A 23,477-nucleotide genomic window follows, 5' to 3' on the forward strand; every position below is an offset into this window, starting at 1 on the left:
ATACTTTTTATCATAACATCGATGCTAAAAACCAGGTGGGGCCATAGGGAGCCCATGTCTGGTTTTTGAGACCTTTGAGGCCATGTTCAAGAAGCCTTGTATCCTTCTTCGTAAGCAAACGGTTTATTTAGTAGATATGATGTGTAGAAATTATTTTAAAATAAAGGAGATAAAGAGTGGAACATTTTTTAGCTTTTTCATTGCAAGACCTTCCTTACGTGGTGATGACCCTTATTGTTGCATTCACACTGCATGAGTTTGCACATGCGTATGTAGCTTATTTATTTGGAGACCACACGGCTAAAAAGCAAGGAAGGCTAACGCTTTCTCCGCTGGCACATTTAGATCCATTTGGAACGCTTTTGTTAATTATCGCAGGTTTTGGATGGGCGAAGCCGGTTCCTGTTAATCGCTATTTCTTTAAAAAGCCTCGTTTAGCTGGTATTCTAGTATCGATAGCGGGACCGTTTAGCAACTTGTTGTTGGCATTTATCGGCTTGCTTATTTACTATTTGATGAACAATGCCGCAGTGGACAACGATGCGCTTTATCGTTTTTTTACATTATTTATTCAAATAAACCTAACACTAGGTGTATTTAACTTGTTGCCTTTTCCGCCTTTAGACGGCTACCGCGTGATTGAAGATCTCGTTCCGCCGTCTACGCGAGCCAAAATGACGCAGTATGAGTCTTGGGGTATTTTTGTATTTTTGATTCTTGTGATTACACCTCTGGATCGAATTGTAATCTGGCCGCTTCTAAACGGAGCAGCAACGTTTGTGATGAATATCTTTCAGCAGATATTAGCACCACTGATTTACTAAATAGAGGAGGCTTACTATGACTCAGCCAAAAAAGAAAAGTATAGGATTTAATATCATAAAAGACGATTCAACCGACGGCCACGGCGGCTACGGGGTTGGAGCGTTAAGTTTAGAAAACATTTCACCGGTTTTTGTTTGCCCAAGCGATGAAGAAGTATTTGTCGATATTGGTGCGATGCATGCCAGAAGTGTAGTAGAAAAAGGAATTAAGTTCTTACCGAATAAAGACGAGGTGCCAAACGGCAAGTTATATTGGCTTGTATGGGTAACGATTGATCGCAAGCAAGAAGGACCTTACTACGCAGGTATGACAGCATGTGAAATGACCGTTGATCGTGAAATTCGCCGCGGCTATAAGTCACTTCCTGAACATGTAAACAAAATGGATAAATCCTTAAAACGACGCATTATGGTAGAAGAAATGGATAACAAGTCTAAGGCTTTGCTTCGTGAGTTTTTGAAGTCTCATAATGAAGAAATCTGGACGTTATCTAATGATGACTTAAAAGAAGCGCTTCAAACATCGTAATGCTAAAAAAAGCTTAAGGCCAAGGCCTTAAGCTTTTTTTAATCAAACCATTTTGGGAACCAGTGAAATTTTTTACCTTCTGTTTCACGCTCTTTTTTCTTCGTTTTTGCTGCATGATCGATGTGATCAGTACAATATGTTTTAGGCTGTGTTCCAGTTAAATAATAAGCTTTATATTGAACAGGACATGATTTCGATGCTAACTTTCCATTTTGAGGATTAATGTTGACGCTCATTAATCCGTTTGGTGCTTTAAACTTTTCTTTTTTCTTCCCTTTTAAAGCATCTTCCATAAATAGCGCCCACATTTTTTTTGCGTATCCTTTTTCAGCTACATCATCCATTGTCCTTCCTTGATCATATCCAACCCAAACGCCTGAAACGAGCTGAGGAGAGTAGCCAATCATCCAGCTATCCGTAGAGGTTGTGCCGGATTTTCCCGCGTAAGGACGAGATACATATTTAGAAATAGGCTTTCCTGTGACGGTTGTATAGCCATTTAGCTTTTGATTAAACATGCCTGTCATTAAATGGGTAGTAAGAAAAGCATAGCGTCTATCAATGACTTGTTTCCGTTCAGAAGGAGCTTGATAAACAACTTCTCCGTCATGGGTTTCAATTCGTTTAATAAATGTTGGACGAATTTCTTTTCCGCCATTAGCAAAGATGCCGTACGCATTAACCATATCAATGACTTTGACAGGTGAAGTTCCAAGAGCTAAAGATGGAACTTTCTTTAAAGGTGATGATATACCAAGTGTTTTAGCGGTTTCGATCAAGCGATTTTCCCCAATGAACAAATGCGTTTTGACCGCATAAATATTGTCTGAAAGTGCGATGGCTTGAGCCATTGTAATAGGCGCATCTGCATAATAATTGTGATAGTTACTAGGCGTGTATGTCGAAACACCATCTTCTAATTTGAACGTCGTTTCTTCACTTTTCATTGGAGTGGATTCAGTAAAACCATCTTTTAATGCCGCATAGTATAAAAATGGCTTCATCGTTGAGCCAGGCTGTCTTACTGCTTGAGTAGCGCGGTTAAACGGGCTCTTTTCATAATCTCTTCCACCAATAAGAGCTTTCACTTGTCCATTTTTAGGATTCATCGCAACAAATGCACTTTGTACGTCTGAAGAGCTGCTGATAACATCTTTCATTTTTTCTTCTGCCGTTCGCTGCATCTTTTCATCCAGCGTTGTATAAACGCGAAGTCCATTTGTATAAATCATGGTTTCATCAATGCCTAAATCTTGCTTTAATTCTGCTAGCGCTGCATCCATAAAGTAAGAAGCGTCTTCTTTGTTAGGATCTTTTTCAGCAGGCTTTGAAAATGCTAGGGGAGTTACCAGCGCTTTTGTTGCTTGCTTCGACGTAATAATTCCATCCTCTTTCATGAGAGATAAAATGATATTTTGTCGTTTTTTTGCATTTTCCTGATGAATAAGAGGAGAGTAGTAGCTAGGGCCTTTTGGAATACCGGCTAACATACTCGCTTCACTTAACGTCAAATTTTTGGCGTGCTTATCAAAGTACAGCCTAGCTGCCGCTTCAATTCCATAAGCTCCATGGCCGTAGTAAATCGTATTCATGTAGCCTTCTAGAATTTGGTCTTTGCTATAATTCATTTCTAACCGAATCGTATACAGAGCTTCTTGAAGCTTTCGAGTCCACGTTTTGTCGTGCTCTAAAAACAAGTTTCGTGCATACTGCTGAGTAATAGTACTCGCACCTTGTACTTTTCCCATAGCTTTTATATCAGCTACAATTGCTCCGGCGATTCGATGCATATCAAAGCCGTGATGCTCATAGAAGCGCTTATCTTCAACGGCTAAAGTCGCATCTTTTACGTAAGGTGAAATTTGATTAAGTGAAACCCAGTAGCGCTTTTGTCCATTGTGAACTTCATCAAGAACTTTACCGTTTGCTGAGTAGAAAACAGCTGTTTGAGAAACGTTTAGCGGAGGGGGGCCAGCGATTTTGGCGTAGAGAAAGATGCTTATGTAGGCAAACAACAATAAAGCCCCCGCTAATATACCAAGGACGAGAAGAATTCGGAAGATGCGTCTTGCCTTTTTTAAATGTTCGGTTAATACCGTTTCCATTTCTATTCACCACCAATATGTGTCACTATGCACCATACATGTTGCTTTCAACACAACAAAATTCTATTAAAAGAGCGGTGCAAGTAGATTCTAAAGCTTGTATCTATCATCAGTATGAAATAGAAAAGGAGGTTTTAAACCTCCATTGCTAAAAATTTTACTTGCTTTTTTGCTGAATTCATCTATACTTTTTTCATGTTTGTATAAATTATGTTAGGGTAATCTATGCATAGGTTAATTCTCAAAATAGAAGGGAAGATTTTGAAATGGAATTATGGTTCACAGAAAAGCAAACAAAGAACTTTGGTATTACAGCTAAAATTAATCGCACTTTACATACAGAGCAAACGGAGTTTCAAAAATTAGACATGGTTGAAACAGAAGAGTTTGGTAACATGCTCCTACTTGACGGTATGGTTATGACAACAGAAAAAGATGAGTTCGTTTATCATGAAATGGTTGCACATGTACCGTTATTTACGCATCCAAATCCAGAAAACGTACTAGTTGTAGGTGGAGGAGACGGAGGCGTAATCCGTGAAATCTTAAAACACCCAAGCGTAAAAAAAGCGACGTTAGTTGATATCGATGGAAAAGTTATTGAGTACTCAAAAAAATTCTTACCTTCAATTGCGGGTAAACTAGAGATCCTCGTGTTGATGTACAAGTAGATGACGGATTTATGCACATCGCTAAAAGCGAGAACGAATACGATGTCATTTTAGTGGATTCAACAGAGCCAGTAGGTCCAGCTGTGAATTTATTTACAAAAGGATTCTATGCAGGTATCTCAAAAGCACTTAAAGAAGATGGTATCTTTGTTGCTCAATCGGACAACCCTTGGTTCACGCCAGAACTTATCTCAAATGTTCAGCGTGATGTAAGAGAAATCTTCCCGATTACACGTCTATACGTAGCAAATATTCCAACATACCCAAGCGGTTTATGGACATTTACAATGGGCTCAAAGAAACATGATCCATTGGAAGTAAGCGAAGATCGTTTCTTTGATATTGATACAAAATATTACACAAAAGAATTGCACAAAGCGGCATTTGCCTTACCTAAATTTGTGCAAGATCTTATTAAATAAGTTATCACATACAAGTGAGATGCCAGAGGTTTAAGGCTGGCATCTTTTCTATGAGTAATGAAGGAGGAACAAAATATGCGTTTTGATGAAGCTTATTCAGGTAATGTATTTATTGGCAGTCACCCTGTTTTTGAAGAAAGTGAAGCGGTTCTTTACGGAATGCCAATGGACTGGACAGTTAGCTATCGTCCAGGTTCACGATTTGGCCCAACTCGTATTCGTGAAGTATCAATTGGATTAGAAGAATACAGCCCGTATTTAGATCGGGAGCTAGAAGAAGTGAAATATTTTGATGCAGGAGATATTCCACTTCCATTTGGGAATCCTCAGCGCAGCTTGAACATAATTGAAGAGTATATCGACCAGCTTTTAGCAGCGGACAAGTTCCCATTAGGCATGGGCGGAGAGCATTTGGTTTCTTGGCCTGTTATGAAAGCTATGTATAAAAAATACCCGGATTTAGCCATTATCCATATGGATGCTCACACAGACCTTCGTGAAGAGTATGAAGGAGAACCACTTTCTCATTCCACTCCAATTCGTAAAGTTGCTGAACTAATCGGACCGGAGAATGTTTATTCATTTGGTATTCGTTCAGGAATGAAAGAAGAATTTCAATGGGCAAAAGAAAATGGTATGCATATTTCAAAATTTGAAGTTCTAGAGCCGTTAAAAGAGATTCTACCAACACTTGCAGGTCGTCCTGTTTATGTAACAATTGATATCGATGTATTAGATCCAGCGCACGCTCCTGGTACAGGAACAGTAGATGCAGGCGGTATCACATCAAAAGAGCTTTTAGCTTCTATTCACGCAATTGCTAAATCAGATATTCGTATTGTCGGAGGAGATTTAGTCGAAGTAGCTCCAATTTATGATCCGTCTGAACAAACAGCTAATACAGCAAGCAAGCTTATTCGCGAAATGATCTTAGGCTGGGTTCAAAAGAAATAAATAAAGTAAAAAGGCGGCCGCCTACGGCCGCCTTTTTTGTTTGAAATATGTGAGTACGTCCAACACAGTGAAAAAAGGAATTCTCGGCTTATCTATCATATTTCCTTTGAAGTATTATTGAATTCTTTCTTTAGAATGTTTATACTATTTAAGTTATAACGTATTCATTTTAATAAGGAAGTGTCTTTTGTGAGTAACGCTTCAGAAGTCAAAAAACCCATTGAAGTTAAAATTGTGACGGATATCCGTGATGGTCACCGAAAAGAGACAACATCGGTAAATGCAAAAGGTATGTATTATGAAAAAGGATCGAAAATTTATCTTACATACACAGAGCGCCAAGAGGAAATCGGTGATATTAGAACAATGGTAAAAATTAGCGAAGACGAAGTATCAATTAACCGAACTGGTGCTGTTCAAATGAAGCAATCGTTTCGTAAAAAGGTACAGATCGAAGGAACTTATATAAGCCCTTATGGACGTATGGATTTACTAACATTCGCTCATAACATTGAATATAAACAAATGACTCAAAAGGGTCGGTTATTTTTAACGTATGATCTAGAAGTACAGGGTCAGCCTACCGGGAAATATGCGTTAACCATTACATTCAAGGAGGAGAAAAAATGAACATCGTCGAACAAGTGCAGCAAAAATTAAAAGCTGAAATTCAAGATGCTGTGGTCAAAGCAGGACTTGCTGAAAAAGCAGAACTTCCAGAAGTTCTATTAGAAACACCAAAAGATAAAACACATGGTGATTATTCTACCAATATGGCTATGCAGCTAGCTCGTATTGCCAAAAAAGCACCGCGTGTTATCGCTGAAGAGCTTGTAGCAAACTTCGATAAATCAAAAGCATCTATCGAAAAAATTGACATTGCAGGCCCTGGATTCATCAACTTTTATATGAATAACTCTTATTTAACAGAGCTTATTCCAACGATTATAAAAGCTGGTGAAGCATACGGTGAGACAAACGTAGGGAACGGACAAAAAGTACAGGTTGAGTTTGTTTCAGCTAATCCGACAGGAGATTTACATTTAGGACATGCCCGCGGTGCTGCAGTTGGAGACTCATTATGTAATGTTCTTGAAAAAGCAGGTTACGATGTGTCACGTGAATACTATATCAATGATGCTGGTAACCAAATTAATAACCTGGCTTATTCAGTAGAAGCACGCTACATGCAGGCTCTTGGTTTAGAGAAAGAAATGCCTGCAGACGGCTATCATGGTGCTGATATTATAAACATCGGAAAAGAGTTAGCAAAAGAGCACGGAGACAAGTATGTAAACGCCTCTGAAGAAGAGCGTTTTGAATTCTTCCGTCAATACGGATTAGATTATGAGTTAGCTAAATTAAAGCGTGATCTTGAACAGTTCCGTGTGAAATTTGACGTATGGTATTCTGAAACGTCTCTTTATAAAAATGATAAAATTTCAGTTGCACTTGAAACGTTGAAAAAACAAGGCCACGTATATGAAGAAGAAGGTGCTACGTGGTTCCGCTCTACAACATTTGGTGATGATAAAGACCGTGTGTTAATTAAAAATGACGGTTCATTTACGTACTTAACGCCAGATATTGCGTATCACCAAGACAAAATTCAACGCGGATTTGATAAGCTAATTAATATTTGGGGAGCCGACCACCATGGATATATTCCTCGTATGAAAGCGGCGATTCAAGCGCTTGGTTATGAAAAAGATACGCTGGAAGTAGAAATTATTCAAATGGTTCAACTGTATCAAAATGGCGAAAAAATGAAGATGAGCAAACGTACAGGTAAAGCAGTAACAATGCGTGACCTAGTAGAAGAGGTAGGCCTTGATGCAACTCGCTACTTCTTTGCGATGAGAAGTGCGGATACACATTTAGACTTTGATTTAGATTTAGCTGTTTCTCAATCTAATGAAAATCCTGTATACTACGCGCAATATGCTCATGCCCGTATTTGCAGTATTCTTCGTCAAGGTGAAGAGATGGGGATTCAATCAACATCTGGCGCCGACCTTTCATTAATTAGTGCAGAAAAAGAAATGGAACTGCTGAAGAAAATCGGAGAGTTCCCTCAGGCCGTAGCGGAAGCAGCAACAAAACGTATTCCGCACCGCATTACGAACTATGTATTTGATCTTGCTTCTACGTTCCATAGCTTCTATAATGCAGAAAAAGTATTAGACGGCGATAATATAGAAACAAGTAAAGCGCGTATTGAACTAGTGAAAGCTGTTCAAGTAACGCTTCAAAACTCCTTAAAACTAATTGGTGTTTCAGCACCTGAAAAAATGTAAATAAAAAAAGAGCCTCTTGGCTCTTTTTTTATTTAAAAAACAAGCGTGGCGCCTCCCGTACGCTTTACTCCTCTCATTGATGCTAAATCTTCCACTAATTTTAGCAGCGCTTTATCTTTTAACTTTGCTTCAATCATTACGTCAAAATCTTGTCCCATATCTTTAGCTATTTGCAAAAAAGGTGCGATGAAATCAGTTGAGACATAATCAGAGTGACTTCTAAATTCTTTTTCAGATTTAGGAGAAGAGATATGTACTTTTGGTTTTAATCCGATATGTTTCCACGTGTCAAAGATACGAGGGAGCAATAGGTCAAGAGGTTCTTCTCCTTCATTTGCTTTATGGTGGTGATAATCAAAGAGGAGAGGGACTTTCTCTTTTTCGCATACGGCTAATGTTTCTTCAGTTGTGTATGTTTTATCATCGTTTTCAAGAGTCATGCGCTTTTTAATGGCAGGCGGCAGCGTTTGAATGTTTTCATGAAATCGACCAATCGCTTTTTCTTTATTGCCATAAGCTCCTCCTACATGAATATTAATAAGAGCTTGATCAGCTACTCCCATCGCTTCAAGCATTCTATAGTGATAATCCATATCTTTTACCGCATTTTCTGTAATGTGTTTTTTGTCGCTTGTAAATAATGTGAACTGATTGGGGTGAAAACTCACGCGCAGCTGATGATTCCGAATCAATTCTCCTATCTCTGACCAGTCTTCTTGGAACGCATCAATGTAATTCCAAGCTACTTCAGGATGAGTAGCTAAAGGGACAAGAGAAGATGACAATCGATACAGCATAATTTCGTGGGCAATATTAAAATGCAAAGCGCGCTTAGTATGATTCAAATTTTGTTTTGTGACGTGATGAAGCTTATCCAGCCTCTCATCTTTTTTCATTTTTCCCCATCTAGTAAACGTGAGGGTTTTAGCAGGTGAGCAGTCCCAAAGCGACAGGGCATGTGATACATAGCCAAATCTAATTTTCATGATAAATCTTCCTCTTTTCGTTCATTAAAGTAACGGAGAAATAAAGGTTGCAAATCCTTGCTTTAGTTTTTCACTCCATTTTCGGTTTTTGACATCTTCTAAAGACAAAATTGGGCATTCCCCCATACAAGCTTTAAAGCTGTTCTTTACTTCTTCAATATACGTTGCATCATAGATTAAACAGTTGATTTCAGCATTTAAGAACAAGCTTCTTTTATCAAAATTAGCCGTTCCTACATCGCAGATAACATTGTCTGCAATTAATACTTTGGCATGGTAAAAACCGTAATAATATTGATAAATCATACAACCTGCTTGAAGTAATGTGGGAAGATAAGCAAACGCAGCATGATGAACAAGCGGTTGATCTGCACGCATTGGAATTAAAATATGAACTTTTACTCCCCGTGCACGAGCTTGGAGTAAAGCATTCATCAAAGGTTCACTTGGAATAAAATAAGGAGTACCTATGTACAATTCCCTATTGGCTTGGTTGATAATCGATAAAAAGCTTTCTTCAAGTGAAAAACCTTCAGTCGACTTTAGCTGAATAACATAGTCTCCTTCAGAGGTTGGTGGAAAGTATCTTTCCACTTTACGCAGGTCTAAGCCGGTAGCAGCATACCAGTCGCTCAATAGTTGCATTTGAAGGTCTTGTATACCTTCCCCTTCCATACGCAGGTGGTAATCTTTCCACACCCCAAGCTTGGCGTCGAGTCCTAAATATTCTCTTCCAATATTAAAACCGCCAATGTAGCCAACTTTCCCATCAATAACGGCCATTTTACGGTGATTGCGTGCGTTGAGTGTATAAAACAAATAAGGCCACCGTAGCGTTCGACTGTAAGCAAAATGAACACCTTGTTTCTTTAAGAATGCAATTTTGTTTTTCTTGATTTTATAGCTTCCTACACGGTCTACCAATAATCTGACTTCAACATTTTGCTGTGCTTTTTGGACTAGTAAATCTAAAAATTCTTGGCTAATTTCATCATTTTGTACAATGTAAAACGATAAATGGATAAATGAAGAGGCATTTTCTATTTCGTGAAATAAATCTTTATACAAGACATTCCCGTCTGCGAACAAAAAGAGAGAAGCACGGCGTTTTGGAAAAGTATTTTCAGCCTGGGAAAATACTTTCTTTCCAACACCAAGGTCAATTGCAAGCCAAGCAATAAAAATAATAAAAAGTAAAATCACAATCATGCCGCTCATCATGTCACCTCTTTTCCCGATGTAAATACATTTTATGTTGTTCTTTTAGTGTCACCTTGTTTAAATAGAATATGAACAAAAGAACGAAAAGATATTGACTGAATGCTCATTCATTATATACAATGAAAACAGATATATTATCAGAAAATTTAGTCGTCAGGAGGAAAGAAAGGTAACAAATTATTCAAGGAGGGGACGAGATGACAGGGTTGCTGTGGGTGAATTTTCTCTTTTTTATTATTGTAACCGCTTACGCTATCTCTTTGTTTGTATATTTAATTCGCACACGCATTGAGTACATTCAATTAGGAAAAAAAGTTGAATTTGATCAGCGGTTAAAAGAAAGGCTGCAAAAAATTTGGGTGAATGTGTTTGGACAAAAGAAACTGTTAAAAGATAAAAAAAGTGGAATTATGCACGTCATGTTTTTTTATGGGTTTATTTTAGTTCAGTTCGGCGCGTTAGACTTCATTATAAAAGGTTTGCTTCCAGGTAAACATTTGCCGCTTGGACCTTTATATCCCGGCTTTACATTTTTCCAAGAAATTGTGACGTTTTTGATTTTAGTAGCAGTTGTCTGGGCTTTTCACCGTCGCTATGTAGAAAAGCTTGTGCGTTTAAAAAGAGGATTTAAATCTGGTTTAGTACTGATTTTTATTGGAGCACTTATGCTGTCAGTGCTTGTTGGAAACGGCATGTCAATCATCTGGCATAATCATGAACCAGCATGGACAGAACCGATTGCGTCATCTATTGCCATCTTGTTTAAGGGAATCAATGATACTGCCGCTATCTCCATTTTTTATGTTTCATGGTGGATTCACTTAGCCGTGTTATTGACGTTTTTAGTATATGTTCCTCAATCAAAACATGCTCATTTACTGGCTGGACCGGCTAACGTATTTTTTAACCGTGTTTCTAAGCCAGGTAAGCTTGAAAAGATTGATTTTGAAGATGAGACGCAGGAGACGTTTGGGGTTGGTAAGATTGAAGAATTCACGCAGCATCAGCTCATTGATTTATATGCCTGTGTAGAATGCGGTCGATGTACGAATATGTGTCCGGCAACGGGTACGGGGAAAATTTTGTCTCCAATGGATTTAATTTTGAAGATGCGCGATCACTTAACAGAAAAAGGAGCGGTTGTGACATCTAAGGCTCCTTGGGTTCCTACGTATGCATTCTCTAAAACAAAAGGAAATCAGCTGGCGATGATGGCGGCCAGCCAAGGCGGAGCAGAAGCCGCAGCAACAGCGGAATATAATCCCGCCCTAATTGGAGATGTCATTACGGAAGAAGAAATTTGGGCATGTACAACGTGCCGAAACTGTGAAGATCAATGTCCCGTAATGAACGAGCATGTAGATAAGATCATAGATTTACGACGTTTTTTAGTATTAACCGAAGGAAAGATGGACGCGGATGCTCAGCGTGCCATGACGAATATTGAGCGTCAAGGAAACCCTTGGGGATTAAACCGAAAAGAGCGTGAAGAATGGCGACATGTAAGAGAAGATGTTCACATTCCGACTGTTAAAGAAGTAAGTAAAGCGGGTGAAACGTTTGAGTATTTGTTCTGGGTAGGTTCGATGGGATCTTATGATAACCGCAGTCAAAAAATCGCTCTATCGTTTGCTAAGCTTCTCAATGAAGCTGGTGTTTCATTTGCGATTTTAGGAAATAAAGAAAAAAATTCTGGTGATACGCCCCGCAGGTTGGGCAATGAATTTTTATTCCAAGAGTTAGCTTCTAAAAATATCGCTGAATTTGAAAAAAATGAAATCAAAAAAATTGTTACGATTGATCCACATGCTTACAATATCTTCAAAAATGAATATCCAGATTTCGGTTTTGAAGGAGAAGTGTATCATCACACAGAATTATTAGCTATGTTGATGAAAGAAGGTAAGCTGACACCAAAACATGCGGTTAATGAAAAAATTACCTTCCATGATTCCTGTTATTTAGGAAGATATAACGAAGTATACAGTCCACCAAGAGAAATTTTGAAAGCGATTCCAGGTGTTAGTTTGATTGAAATGGATCGCAACCGTGAAAATGGTATGTGCTGTGGAGCAGGAGGAGGGTTAATGTGGACGGAAGAAACGACCGGCCAGCGCATTAACGTAGCGCGCACGGAACAAGCCTTAGCCGTTAATCCAAGCATTATCAGTTCAGGTTGTCCGTACTGCTTAACGATGCTAAGTGACGGAACAAAAGCAAAAGAAGTAGAAGAAAAGGTTCATACGTATGACGTAGCAGAACTGCTTGAAAAGTCAATTTATGGTGACGTGCAAGAACAGGTTTCATAAAGGAGAAGTAGAGATGGTATTCATCTCTACTTTTTAAAGAAAGGAAATTGAGCAAGCGTTCAATCGGCAAGGACAAAGAGTAGGAAAAAGGGGAGGAAACAATAGTGGGGAAAACAGTTATTGTGAGTGCAGTTCGAACACCTTTTGGAAAATTAGGTGGCAGCGTAAGCGGACTAAAAGCGGCAGAACTAGGGGGGAGAGCGATTCAAGCAGCATCAAAGGGACGTACAGAAATTGATTCCGTTATTATGGGGTGCGTGCTGCAAGGGGGCCAAGGACAGCTACCTTCTAGGCAAGCCATGCATTATGCAGGTTTACCGTGGCAAGTAGAGACGGAAACCATTAATAAAGTTTGTGCATCGGGTATGCGCAGTATTACAACTGCTGATCCAGCTGATTCGATTAGGAGAAGCAAAAACAATCATTGCAGGTGGGATGGAATCGATGAGTAACGCGCCGTATCTTCTTCCAAAAGCAAGATGGGGATTCCGGATGGGAGATAGCGTGGTGAAGGATTTGATGGTTCATGACGGTTTGACATGCAGCTTTACAGGGGTGCAAATGGGTACGTATGGAAATCAAATAGCTTCTGAAATGAATATTTCCCGAGAAAAGCAGGATGAATGGGCGCTTCGCAGTCATCAATTAGCGGTAGAGTCAGAAGAAAAAGGGAGATGGGATGCAGAAAGAATTTCAGTTGATATTCCGTCTAAAAAAGGAACGATAACGGTTCAAAAAGATGAAGGACCAAGAAAAGATACGTCGTTAGAAAAACTCTCGTCTCTTCGGCCTGTATTTGGCCACAGTGGAACCATTACAGCAGGAAATGCACCTAGCGTGAATGACGGAGCAGCTGCGCTCATGCTAATGGATGAAGATGTGGCGAAAGCAAATGGCTATGAGCCGTTGGCTACGATTATAAACCATACTTCTCTTGCGATGGAGCCAAGGGAATTTCCGAAAACGCCTGGGTTTGCTATTAACAAGCTACTGAAAAAAACAAAGAAGACAGTAGACGATATTGCGCTGTTTGAAATCAATGAAGCTTTTTCAGCAGTAGCATTAATGAGTATGGAGATTGCAGGGCTTCCGGCTGAAAGAGTAAATGTGAACGGCGGGGCAGTGGCACTTGGACATCCGATTGGAGCAAGCGGCGCCCGTATTGTTGTAACGCTCATTCATGAATTAAGACGACGAGGCGGCGGACTAGGCATTGCTTCTATTTGCAGCGGCGGCGGCCAAGGTGATGCCATCATGGTAGAAGTGTAAAAGGGGGAAATCAACTTGAATATTGAAACAGTTATGGTTATTGGAGCAGGTCAGATGGGAGCAGGCATTGCGCAAGTATTTGCTGCGAACGGATATCAAGTTTCTTTGTATGACGTTGATCAAAAAAATACACAAAAAGGAATAGAAGGTATTGATAAACGTCTGAAAAAACAGGTGGAAAAAGGTTCTCTCTCAGCTAAGGAATATGAAGGGATTATGGAGCGCCTTCACTTGGCAAATGAAATAACAGCAGCACAAAAAGCAGATTTAATCGTCGAAGCGGTTGTGGAAAAGATGGAAGTCAAGCAAGCCATTTTTGCGGAGTTGGATTCGTTAGCCCCGAGTCATACTATTTTAGCAACCAACACGTCTTCGCTTCCTATTACTGAAATTGCAGCTGTGACCACTCGACCTGAAAAAGTAATTGGCATGCACTTTATGAATCCTGTTCCCGTGATGAAGCTCGTTGAAATTATTAGAGGGCTGGCTACTGCTGATGAAGTGTATCAAGCAGTCTATGAAACAACAAAAAAATTAAATAAAACCCCGGTGGAAGTTCATGATTTTCCAGGGTTTGTTTCAAATCGAATTTTAATGCCAATGATTAACGAAGCTGTGTTTACGCTCTATGAAGGTGTAGCAAACGAAGAGGATATTGATCAAGTGATGAAACTAGGAATGAACCATCCAATGGGACCTTTGACATTAGCAGATTTCATCGGCCTCGATACATGTTTGTTTATTATGGAAACGCTCCATAAAGGGTTTGGTGATGACAAATATCGTCCTTGTCCATTGCTTAGGAAATATGTAAAGGCAGGATGGCTTGGTCGAAAAACAGGAAAAGGATTTTTTACGTACGAAACATAAAGGAGTGGCAAAATGATCTTTTTTACGTCTGAACAACACATGATTAAAAAGATGGTAGCTGATTTTAGTGAAAAAGAAGTCGCTGCGGCTGTGCCAAACATGGAGAAGGGTGAATTTCCTCGAGGTTTATTAAAGCAGATGGCTGATCTTGGCCTGATGGGCATTCCCGTTCCTCAAACATACGGAGGAGGTGGACTGGACTTTGTGTCATACATGATTGCCATCCACGAAATATCAAAAGTAAGTCCAGCTCTCGGCGTCATTTTGTCTGTTCATACTTCTGTAGGTACGAATCCTATTGTCGTATTTGGGACGGAAGATCAAAAACAAAAGTATGTAAAAAAACTTGCGACAGGTGAATATTTAGGTGCTTTTTGCCTAACAGAACCTAGTGCAGGGTCTGATGCCGCAAGCCTAAAAACAAAAGCAGAACGAAAAGGAGACCACTATCTTTTAAATGGGTCAAAGCTTTTCATTACAAACGGGGGAGAAGCGGATACATATATTGTATTTGCTAAAACGAATCCCGAACGCGGGTCGAGAGGGATGAGCGCCTTTATCGTTGAAAAGACGATGGAGGGATTTTCAGTAGGAAAAGATGAACATAAGATGGGTCTTCACGGTTCTCGAACGGTTCAACTGCACTTTGAAAATATGCAGGTGCCTGTAGAAAATCGTCTCGGAGAAGAAGGTGAAGGATTTCGAATTGCTATGGCTAATTTAAATGCTGGAAGAATTGGTATTGCTGCTCAGGCGGTAGGAATTGCTGAAGGTGCGTTAACGGCAGCCAAAAACTATGCAAATGAACGATATCAATTTGGAAAGCCGATTTTATCTCAGCAGGGAATTGCCTTTAAGCTGGCTGATATGGAAACGGCTGTTGAATCAGCGAAGCTTTTAATGTACAGAGCCGCTTTTTTATATGATCAAAAACTTCCTTGCAAAAAAGAAGCCTCAATGGCGAAATTGTTTGCTTCCCAGACGGCTATGAATGTAGCAATCGATGCGATTCAAGTTTTGGGAGGCTATGGTTATATGAAAGATTATCCAGTAGAGAGGTATTTTCGTGACGCCAAAGTGTGCGAAATCTACGAAGGTACAAGCGAAATTCAGCGCATTGTCATTAGCAGTCAACTATAGGGGGAATAATCATGTTTTTTAAACTTTCAGAAGAGCACGAAATGATTCGAAAAATGGTGCGAGACTTTGCCAAAAACGAAGTGGCTCCGACAGCTGCACAACGAGATGAAGAAGAGCGTTTTGACAGAGGAATCTTTACACAAATGGCTGATCTAGGATTAACAGGTATTCCATGGCCAGAGCAATACGGAGGAATCGGCAGTGACTATCTAGCTTATTGCATTGCCGTTGAAGAACTATCTAGAGTATGTGCATCAACAGGCGTTACGTTGTCGGCTCATACTTCTCTTGCCGGCTGGCCAATCTATACATTCGGAACAGAAGAACAAAAACAAAAATACCTGAAACCTATGGCAACGGGTGAGAAAATAGGTGCTTATGGGTTAACGGAACCGAGTGCTGGATCAGACGCAGGAGGAATGAGAACGCTCGCTGTAAAGGACGGAGAAGATTATATTTTAAATGGTTCTAAAATCTTTATTACAAACGGCGGCGAAGCGGATATTTACGTCGTATTTGCTCGCATCGATCCTAATGAAAAACGCACGAGCGCTTTTATTATTGAAAAAGATATGCCGGGATTTTCAGTTGGTAAAAAAGAAAAGAAACTGGGCATTCGCTCTTCACCTACCACAGAAATTATTTTCGAGGATTGCCGTGTTCCAAAAGAAAATTTGCTAGGAAATGAAGGAGAAGGATTTAAAGTTGCCATGATGACGCTAGATGGCGGCCGAAATGGTATTGCAGCGCAGGCGGTAGGAATTGCTCAAGGAGCGTTAGATGCGGCGGTGGCTTATGCAAAGGAACGTCAGCAATTTGGAAAGCCCATTATTTCTCAGCAAGGAATTGCGTTTAAGTTAGCCGACATGGCCACGAGTATAGAAGCTGCCAGACTGTTAACCTATCAAGCTGCTTGGCTCGAGTCTCAAGGGCTGCCATACGGCAAAGAATCAGCCATGTCAAAATTATATGCTGGGGATACAGCAATGAAAGTAACGACAGAAGCTGTTCAAGTATTTGGAGGGTACGGTTATACAAAAGATTATCCAGTAGAACGTTTTATGAGAGATGCAAAAATCACGCAAATTTATGAGGGTACACAAGAAATTCAGCGTCTCGTCATTTCTAGGTATCTTGCTAAATAAAACACTTGTTGTAGGAGAGGTGAAAAAATGAAAAAGAGAGAAGTTCTCACATCCATTAAAGATGAAAAGCTGATTGTAGAGCGTCGTAATCAAATGATTAAAGGGGCCGTCACGCTATTTAAGGAAAAAGGTTTTCACCGAACAACAACAAGGGAAATTGCCAAAGCCGCTGGGTTCAGTATCGGTACACTTTACGAATATATTCAATCTAAAGAAGATGTTTTATATCTTGTATGTGACAACATTTACGACGAAGTGAGAGAGCGATTAGAAGAGATGGTAGTGGATCGTTATACAATCGCTGAGCTTCAACAAGCGATTCAACACTATTTTAAAGTTGTAGATGAGCTTCAAGATGAAGTATTAGTCATGTACCAAGAAGCGAAATCGCTGTCTAAAGATGCGCTTCCATATGTATTAAAAAAAGAGCTGGATATGGTTGAAATGTTTAAGGTTATTATCGAAGGCTGCGTAGAAAACAATCAATTTGCACTTACGGATAAAGAAATTTCGCTGTTTGCTCATCATTTATTTGTTCAAGGTCAGATGTGGGCATTTCGCAGATGGTGGCTGCAAAAGCATTATTCACTAGAAGAATATACAAATATGCAGTTGGATTTTTTACTTAAAAATTTTTCATTTCAACAACTGTGTGAGGGGGAGACAGTTTGAATACAAGCAAAAGACCGCTTCGTTTTTTAACCGCTTCTAGCCTGTTTGACGGCCACGATGCGTCTATTAATATTATGAGACGGATTCTTCAAGCCAAGGGGGTAGAAGTCATTCATCTGGGGCATAACCGATCTGTTGAAGAAATTGTTAACGCTTCCATACAAGAGGATGTTCAGGGGATCGCCATTTCTTCTTACCAAGGCGGCCATGTAGAATATTTTAAGTATATGTACGATTTACTCCAAGAACAACAGGCTTCTCATATTAAAATTTATGGCGGCGGCGGCGGGGTAATTATTCCGAGTGAGATTCAAGAGCTTCATGATTACGGCATCTCTAAAATCTTTTCTCCGGAAGATGGACGAAAAATGGGGTTAGAAGGCATGATTCAATTCATGATCGATGATTGTTATTACACAAATCCCCCTGCACTGCCGAATGATCGAACCTTAACGCCGGCTAATGACCGTTTAATTGCCCAGCTTATTACATGTGCTGAAAATGAAGCCTATGAATACACAAAAGAGCATGCAGCCGCTCTTGAAGAAATACGAGAAAGTGTAATCGACAGCGAGACGGATCAAAAAATACCGGTTATTGGAATCACAGGAACAGGAGGAGCGGGGAAAAGTTCGCTTACGGATGAATTAGTAAGAAGGTTTATTGAACATATTCCAGATATTCATGTAGCTGTTTTATCCGTTGATCCAACTAAACAAAAGACCGGAGGAGCGCTTCTTGGGGATCGAATTCGCATGAACATCGCAGCGTCTCCTCGTGTGTATATGAGAAGTTTGGCCACGCGTTCATCTGGACATGAGCTATCGGCGGCCATTCGAGATGGAATTGCCGTCGTGAAAAAAGCGGGCTTCGACATTATCATTGTCGAAACAAGCGGCATCGGGCAAGCTGATGCTCAAGTTAAAGATATTGCAAACGTCTCTCTTTATGTCATGACAAGCGAATTTGGCGCGCCGTCGCAGTTAGAAAAGATTGAAATGATTGATTACGCAGACTTTATTGTCATCAATAAATTTGAAAAAAAAGGTTCCGAAGACGCAAAAAAACAAGTGCAGCGTCAATATCAGCGCAATCATCAGCTGTTTGAAAATAGTCTCTCTACGATGCCAGTTTACGGAACAATCGCGAGTCAGTTCAACGACGGGGGAACAAATATTTTATTTGAAGATCTTGTAAATCATCTGCATCAAACATGCCGTACGTCTTGGCACGTAGAAAAATCATCAGAGCGCGTAAGTGAAAAGAAATATACCATCATTCCTAATGATCAACAGCAATATTTACAGGAGATTGTAAACAGCGTTCGCTCTTATCACCGCAATACGGACGTTCAAGCGCAAACAGCGCGTAAATTTTATCAGCTAGAGGGTGCTCTCGAAGAAGTGGAAACAGAAACAGCCAAGCAAGAGCTCACTCAGCTAAAGGAGAAATATCAAAAACAGCTAACGGCCGAATCGATTGAAAAGCTGGAAAACTGGCCTAAATTAAAAAGTCAGTATCGGCAAGAAGAACTTATTACAAAGGTAAGAAATAAAGAAATTAAAACGTCTTTGCAAGTTGATACGCTATCAGGACTGCGTATTCCGCGCGTGGCCCTTCCAAAGGTTGATGAATACGGGGAAGTTCTTCGTTTTCTTTATAAAGAAAACGTGCCAGGTGCATTTCCATACACAGCAGGTGTTTTTCCGTTCAAACGAAAAGGTGAAGATCCTAAGCGTCAATTCGCAGGTGAAGGAACACCAGAACGAACCAATCGCCGCTTTCACTATTTGTCAAAAGATGATGAGGCCAAGCGTTTAAGTACAGCGTTTGATTCTGTAACGCTTTATGGAGAAAATCCGGATCCAAGGCCGGATATCTTTGGGAAAATTGGCGAAAGCGGCGTAAATGTCTGTACGCTTGATGATATGAAACTTTTGTATAAGGGATTTGATCTTTGCCATCCTTCGACTTCCGTTTCGATGACGATTAATGGGCCGGCTCCGATATTATTAGCTATGTTTATGAATACAGCTATCAGCCAGCAGGTAGAAAAGAAAGAAGAAGAATTAAAGCGTCCTTTAACGGAACAGGAATACGAGGAAGTAAAATCGGGTACGTTGAAACAAGTGAGAGGAACCGTTCAAGCGGATATTTTAAAAGAAGATCAAGGCCAAAATACGTGTATTTTTTCCACAGAATTTGCGTTAAAAATGATGGGAGATATTCAGCAGTACTTTATTGACGAGAAAGTGCGCAACTATTATTCTGTGTCTATTTCAGGCTATCATATTGCTGAAGCAGGGGCGAATCCAATTTCTCAGCTCGCGTTTACATTAGCCAACGGTTTTACGTACGTGGAATATTACTTAAGCCGAGGGATGCATATTGATGATTTTGCTCCTAATTTATCGTTTTTCTTTAGTAATGGACTTGACCCTGAATACACGGTTATTGGACGTGTGGCGAGAAGAATATGGGCAATTGTGATGCGTGATAAATACGGCGCAAATGAACGCAGTCAAAAGCTTAAGTATCATATTCAAACATCCGGCCGATCGCTTCATGCACAGGAAATTAATTTTAATGATATACGTACGACGCTGCAAGCCTTAATGGCTCTTCATGACAACTGCAACTCTCTTCATACCAATGCGTATGATGAAGCAATTACAACACCGACAGAGGAATCTGTACGTAGAGCGATGGCCATTCAACTAATCATTACAAAAGAGCATGGACTCACTAAGAATGAAAATCCATTACAGGGCTCTTTTATTATTGATGAACTAACAGACTTGGTAGAAGAAGCGGTATTGGCTGAATTTCAACGCTTAAATGATCGAGGCGGCGTTTTAGGTGCGATGGAAATGCAGTATCAGCGAGGTAAGATTCAAGATGAATCGATGGAATACGAGATGCAAAAACATACGGGAGCTTTACCTATTATAGGAGTAAATACGTATATTAATCCAAATGAAGAGGAAAGTTCCTCAGTTGATGACATGCAGTTGGCCCGCGCATCAAAAGAAGAAAAAAATCATCAAATTAATCAGCTTCAGAAGTTTCAACAGCAGCATGAAGAAAAAAGAGAAGACGCGGTGAAAAGGTTAAAGAAAGCTGCAACAGAAGGAGAGAACATTTTCAAAGAGTTAATGGAGACTGTTAAAGTAGCCAGCTTAGGAGAAATTACACGAGCTTTATATGAATGCGGTGGGCAATATCGTCGAAATATGTAATAATGTATCGTTAGTATATAGTGATATATTAAAAGCCGCTATGACTATTTTTGGTCATCGCGGCTTTTATAGACTTAACCCTAACGGACTCAGAATAACTGATGGTGAATTCCTTTTGGTCAAAGGATACTGTTGGTGTATCAAGTAGAATGTATTATAGTAATAAAATGTCTATTTTTTCGTTGTTTTATGCGAAATTCTCGAGAATTTTAGAAACGAGGCTAGCATAAATGTATTGAATTTGTTTATAATGAATGGTATGTATTTATTCGTTTCCATCATTTACACATATGATGAATTGATTTAATAGATTTTCGATATACATAGCCATAGAAAGGATGTGCCAGATTTGAGTTTAGCACAGTACTCAAAAACGGATTTAAAAGAAATGTCGATGATTGAGATTGCTTACGCGCTTCTAGAAGAAAAAACAGATCGTCAAGCAATGTCATTCCAAGAAATTATTGCTGAAATTAAAGCAGCAGCGGAAATGTCAGATCAAGAATTAAAAACGAGATTAGCTCAGTTTTATACAGATATTAATATTGATGGTCGCTTTTTAACAGTAGGGGACAACCATTGGGGTCTTCGTGGATGGTATCCTTTTGACCAGGCTGAAGAAGAAGTTATTCCGGTTGCAAAACCTAAAAAGAAAAAAGCGAAAAAAGCTGTTGTTGAAGAAGTTGAAGACTTTGATGATCTAGAAGAAGATTTAGATTATGAAGATGTTGACGATCTAGACGAAGAAGAAGATTTTGAAGACATCGACGAGCTAGAAGAAGATGAAGATGATCTTGCAGAAGACGATTTTGACGATTTAGAAGATGATCTAGACGATGATGAGGAAGATGAAGAAGACGATTATGAGGACGAAAAAGAAAAATAATCCTTCTTGACTTTTTCAAGCGAAGTAGGTAGAATCTTTTTTGGGCTCTTTAAACAAGCATTTAAAAAGTTTTTATTTAAAATAGACTATTGCTCCCAATCCAGTTTTGGTATTGGGAGCAATTTTTTTATTTTATTTATCAATGTTTTACACCCCGATATGTTCTTATAAATCCTTGATAGAAACTTTCTTTTGGTTCTTGAACGTTTCACATTCATAAGGTTTCTTATAATTTCGCATGCACAATGAATGAATTGTGATTGTTTATGTGAAAACTTTTAATATTGTACAGTTCAAATTATTTAGAGGGGGAAGTATAGATGACAAAGTATATTTTCGTAACAGGCGGTGTTGTATCATCTCTAGGAAAAGGGATTACAGCAGCTTCTTTAGGCCGTTTATTAAAAAACCGTGGGTTGAACGTAACGATTCAAAAGTTTGATCCATACATTAACGTAGACCCAGGAACAATGAGTCCATACCAACACGGTGAGGTATTCGTAACAGATGACGGCGCGGAAACAGACTTAGACTTAGGTCACTATGAGCGTTTTATCGATATCAACTTAAATCGCTACAGCAATGTAACAACAGGTAAAGTATATTCAACAGTATTGAAAAAAGAGCGTCGCGGTGATTATTTAGGCGGAACAGTTCAGGTTATTCCGCACATCACAAATGAAATTAAAGAACGCGTTTTCCGTGCAGGCAAAGAAACAAACGCAGATGTTGTTATTACTGAAATCGGCGGAACGGTAGGAGATATTGAATCACTTCCTTTCCTAGAGGCTATTCGTCAAATCAAAAGCGATATTGGCCGTGACAACGTTATGTATATTCACTGTACACTTGTGCCATATTTAAAAGCGGCTGGTGAAATGAAAACAAAACCAACACAGCATAGTGTAAAAGAATTACGTAGCTTAGGTATTCAGCCAAACGTGATTGTTGTTCGTACAGAAATGACAATTTCTGAAGATATGAAAGATAAGCTAGCTTTATTCTGCGACATTGATCCAAAAGCAGTTATTGAGTGTGCAGACGCTGAAACATTATATGAAATTCCACTATCTCTACAAGAGCAGCACTTAGATCAAATCACATGCGATCACTTGAAATTAGATTGCAAAGAGGCAGAAATGACTGAGTGGAAAGCACTTGTTGAGAAAGTAAAAGGACTTTCAAACACAACAAAAATTGCATTAGTTGGTAAGTATGTAGAACTTCAAGATGCTTATATTTCTGTTGTAGAAGCAATGAAACATGCTGGATATGCATTCGATGCAGATGTAAATATCAAGTGGGTAAATTCTGAATTTGTAACAAAAGAAAATGTTCAAGATTTACTTGGTGATGTAGACGGTATCTTAGTTCCAGGTGGATTTGGGGATCGTGGAATCGAAGGTAAAATTGTGGCAACACAATATGCACGTGAGCAAAAAGTTCCATTCTTAGGTATTTGTTTAGGTATGCAGCTAGCATCCGTTGAGTTTGCACGCAATGTATTAGGATTAGAAGGCGCACATTCAGCAGAAATTGCACCTGAAACAAATTATCCAATTATCGACTTATTACCGGAACAAAAAGACGTAGAAGACTTAGGCGGTACATTACGCTTAGGATTATATCCTTGTAAATTGTCTGAAGATACGCTTGCATATGAAGCATATCAAGATGAAGTGGTGTATGAGCGTCATCGTCACCGCTATGAATTTAACAACGAATATCGCCAGCAAATGGAAGAGAAAGGCTTTATCTTCTCTGGTACAAGCCCGGATGGCCGTTTAGTTGAAATTGTAGAGCTTAAAGACCACCCATGGTTCTTGGCTTCACAATTCCACCCAGAATTCACGTCTCGTCCAACAAGACCGCAACCATTGTTCAAAGAATTTATTCGCGCATCAATGGAGTCAGGCCAAAACAAATAAGTGAAATAAA

16 protein-coding genes and 2 pseudogenes are annotated in these 23,477 nt (G+C 39.5%); 15 read left to right on the forward strand and 3 right to left on the reverse strand.

The window, feature by feature from the left end:
* Nucleotides 1–176 precede the first annotated feature (176 nt).
* Nucleotides 177–824 carry a site-2 protease family protein gene (locus tag ACXAE4_RS01915; protein WP_028411960.1) on the forward strand — a complete coding sequence of 216 codons (648 nt, stop codon included), beginning with the start codon at nucleotides 177–179 and terminating at the stop codon, nucleotides 822–824.
* A gap of 16 nt (nucleotides 825–840) precedes the next feature.
* A complete protein-coding gene (locus ACXAE4_RS01920; RefSeq protein WP_013085495.1) occupies nucleotides 841–1,353 on the forward strand; it encodes a YwhD family protein in 513 nt (170 codons plus the stop codon).
* 38 nt (nucleotides 1,354–1,391) lie between these two features.
* Here ACXAE4_RS01920 and ACXAE4_RS01925 read toward each other — a convergent pair whose 3' ends face one another.
* Nucleotides 1,392–3,458 carry a transglycosylase domain-containing protein gene (locus ACXAE4_RS01925; protein WP_028411961.1) on the reverse strand — a complete coding sequence of 689 codons (2,067 nt, stop codon included), beginning with the start codon at nucleotides 3,456–3,458 and terminating at the stop codon, nucleotides 1,392–1,394.
* Between the two features lie 266 nt (nucleotides 3,459–3,724).
* Between ACXAE4_RS01925 and speE the strand changes: the two are divergent.
* From speE to argS, 4 genes and pseudogenes are all read left to right on the forward strand, one after another.
* Nucleotides 3,725–4,551 (forward strand): annotated as a pseudogene (gene speE, locus ACXAE4_RS01930) (spermidine synthase).
* 75 nt (nucleotides 4,552–4,626) lie between these two features.
* A complete protein-coding gene (speB, locus tag ACXAE4_RS01935) occupies nucleotides 4,627–5,505 on the forward strand; it encodes an agmatinase (RefSeq protein ID WP_047749572.1) in 879 nt (292 codons plus the stop codon).
* A gap of 189 nt (nucleotides 5,506–5,694) precedes the next feature.
* Nucleotides 5,695–6,135 (forward strand): YwiB family protein, encoded by a 441-nt coding sequence (locus ACXAE4_RS01940; protein WP_014457736.1) that lies wholly within the window; start codon nucleotides 5,695–5,697, stop codon nucleotides 6,133–6,135.
* Nucleotides 6,132–7,802 (forward strand): arginine--tRNA ligase, encoded by a 1,671-nt coding sequence (argS, locus tag ACXAE4_RS01945; RefSeq protein WP_154990633.1) that lies wholly within the window; start codon nucleotides 6,132–6,134, stop codon nucleotides 7,800–7,802. The genes ACXAE4_RS01940 and argS overlap by 4 nt, the downstream gene beginning before the upstream one ends.
* Nucleotides 7,803–7,834: 32 nt before the next feature.
* Here argS and uvsE read toward each other — a convergent pair whose 3' ends face one another.
* Entirely contained in the window at nucleotides 7,835–8,788 is a 954-nt protein-coding gene (uvsE, locus tag ACXAE4_RS01950) for a UV DNA damage repair endonuclease UvsE (protein ID WP_034263994.1), read from the reverse strand.
* Nucleotides 8,789–8,812: 24 nt separating this feature from the next.
* Entirely contained in the window at nucleotides 8,813–10,006 is a 1,194-nt protein-coding gene (gene cls / locus ACXAE4_RS01955) for a cardiolipin synthase (RefSeq protein ID WP_051137078.1), read from the reverse strand.
* A 200-nt stretch (nucleotides 10,007–10,206) separates the two neighbouring features.
* On the opposite strand from cls, the gene ACXAE4_RS01960 reads away from it, so the two are divergent.
* The 9 genes and pseudogenes from ACXAE4_RS01960 (at nucleotide 10,207) to ACXAE4_RS02000 (ending at nucleotide 23,467) form a co-directional block, all read left to right on the forward strand.
* Nucleotides 10,207–12,318 (forward strand): (Fe-S)-binding protein, encoded by a 2,112-nt coding sequence (locus ACXAE4_RS01960; protein ID WP_028411967.1) that lies wholly within the window; start codon nucleotides 10,207–10,209, stop codon nucleotides 12,316–12,318.
* Between the two features lie 104 nt (nucleotides 12,319–12,422).
* Nucleotides 12,423–13,587: pseudogene (locus tag ACXAE4_RS01965) on the forward strand (acetyl-CoA C-acetyltransferase).
* 15 nt (nucleotides 13,588–13,602) lie between these two features.
* Nucleotides 13,603–14,457: a 3-hydroxybutyryl-CoA dehydrogenase gene (locus ACXAE4_RS01970; protein WP_028411969.1), complete on the forward strand. Its 855-nt coding sequence runs from the start codon at nucleotides 13,603–13,605 to the stop codon at nucleotides 14,455–14,457.
* A gap of 12 nt (nucleotides 14,458–14,469) precedes the next feature.
* A complete protein-coding gene (locus ACXAE4_RS01975; protein WP_028411970.1) occupies nucleotides 14,470–15,597 on the forward strand; it encodes an acyl-CoA dehydrogenase in 1,128 nt (375 codons plus the stop codon).
* An 11-nt stretch (nucleotides 15,598–15,608) separates the two neighbouring features.
* On the forward strand, nucleotides 15,609–16,742 hold the full coding sequence (locus tag ACXAE4_RS01980) for an acyl-CoA dehydrogenase (protein WP_013059833.1): 1,134 nt from the start codon (nucleotides 15,609–15,611) through the stop codon (nucleotides 16,740–16,742).
* 27 nt (nucleotides 16,743–16,769) lie between these two features.
* Nucleotides 16,770–17,414, forward strand: coding sequence for a TetR/AcrR family transcriptional regulator (locus ACXAE4_RS01985; protein WP_014457745.1), 645 nt, complete (start codon nucleotides 16,770–16,772; stop codon nucleotides 17,412–17,414).
* Nucleotides 17,411–20,653 carry a fused isobutyryl-CoA mutase/GTPase IcmF gene (gene icmF / locus ACXAE4_RS01990; protein ID WP_289578587.1) on the forward strand — a complete coding sequence of 1,081 codons (3,243 nt, stop codon included), beginning with the start codon at nucleotides 17,411–17,413 and terminating at the stop codon, nucleotides 20,651–20,653. Before ACXAE4_RS01985 ends, icmF begins: the two co-directional genes overlap by 4 nt.
* A gap of 349 nt (nucleotides 20,654–21,002) precedes the next feature.
* A complete protein-coding gene (gene rpoE / locus ACXAE4_RS01995) occupies nucleotides 21,003–21,539 on the forward strand; it encodes a DNA-directed RNA polymerase subunit delta (protein ID WP_033580392.1) in 537 nt (178 codons plus the stop codon).
* 320 nt (nucleotides 21,540–21,859) lie between these two features.
* Nucleotides 21,860–23,467, forward strand: a complete 1,608-nt coding sequence (locus ACXAE4_RS02000; RefSeq protein ID WP_475235351.1) for a CTP synthase — start codon at nucleotides 21,860–21,862, stop codon at nucleotides 23,465–23,467.
* Nucleotides 23,468–23,477: the final 10 nt, after the last annotated feature.

The organism is Priestia sp. ABM2_011, assembly GCF_056158845.1.